At 74.8% G+C, this 1,101-nt stretch carries 1 protein-coding gene; it reads right to left on the reverse strand.

The window, feature by feature from the left end:
- Window positions 1-1,101 (reverse strand): ferrochelatase (locus tag IE287_RS38090; protein WP_189854008.1); only part of this gene is annotated, 1,101 nt, incomplete at both ends.

The following is a 1,101-nucleotide window of genomic DNA, read 5'->3' on the forward strand; positions in this document are numbered from 1 at the left end:
CTGTCGGCGCCGGCGGCGGCGGGGTGTTCGGTGCGGGCCGGGCAGCAGCCGATCGGGCAGAGGTCGTGGGAGGGGCCGAGGGCGCCGAGGGCGCACCGCCGGGCGCGGGTGCCGCGTTCGGCGGCGGCGCGTTCCAGGACCAGGTCGCGCACGGCGGCGGCGAAGCGGGGGTCGGCGCCGACGGTGGCGGAGCGGCGGACCGGCAGGCCCAGTTCGGCGGCCTTGGCGGTGGCCTCGGTGTCGAGGTCGTAGAGGACCTCCATGTGGTCGGAGACGAAGCCGATGGGGACCATCACGGCGGCGGGGGCGCCGGCGGTGCTCAGCTCCTGCAGGTGGTCGCAGATGTCCGGTTCCAGCCAGGGGATGTGCGGGGCGCCGCTGCGGGACTGGTAGACGAGTTTCCAGGGGTGGTCGACGCCGGTCTTCTCGCGGACCGCCTGGGCGACGGTCCGGGCCGCGTCCAGGTGCTGGCGCACGTAGGCGCCGCCGGGGCCGTGGTCGGCGACGGGGCCGGAGGTGTCGGCGGCGGAGTCGGGGATGGAGTGGGTGGTGAAGGCCAGGTGGGCGCCGGAGCGGGCGGGCTCGTCGAGCTCGGCGAGGGAGGCCAGGACGCCTTCCACGACGGGTTCCAGGAAGCCGGGGTGGTTGAAGTAGTGGCGGAGCTTGTCGACGCGGGGGACCGGCAGGCCCTCGGCCTCCAGGGCGGCGAGGGCGTCGGCGAGGTTCTCGCGGTACTGGCGGCAGCCGGAGTAGGAGGCGTAGGCGCTGGTGGTGAGGACGGCGATGTGGCGGCGCCCGTCGTGGACCATCTCGCGCAGGGTGTCGGTGAGGTAGGGGGCCCAGTTCCGGTTGCCCCAGTAGACCGGCAGGCGCAGGCCGGCCGCGGCGAAGTCGTCCCGCAGCGCGTCGAGCAGGGCGCGGTTCTGGCCGTTGATCGGGCTGACGCCGCCGAAGAGGAAGTAGTGCTGCCCCACTTCCCTGAGCCGTTCCCTGGGGATGCCGCGGCCGCGCGTCACGTTCTCCAGGAACGGGACGACGTCGTCCGGGCCCTCGGGGCCGCCGAAGGAGAGCAGCAGCAGGGCGTCGTACGGGGCGGGATCG

This window comes from Streptomyces omiyaensis (assembly GCF_014650895.1).
GTDB lineage: Bacteria > Actinomycetota > Actinomycetes > Streptomycetales > Streptomycetaceae > Streptomyces > Streptomyces omiyaensis.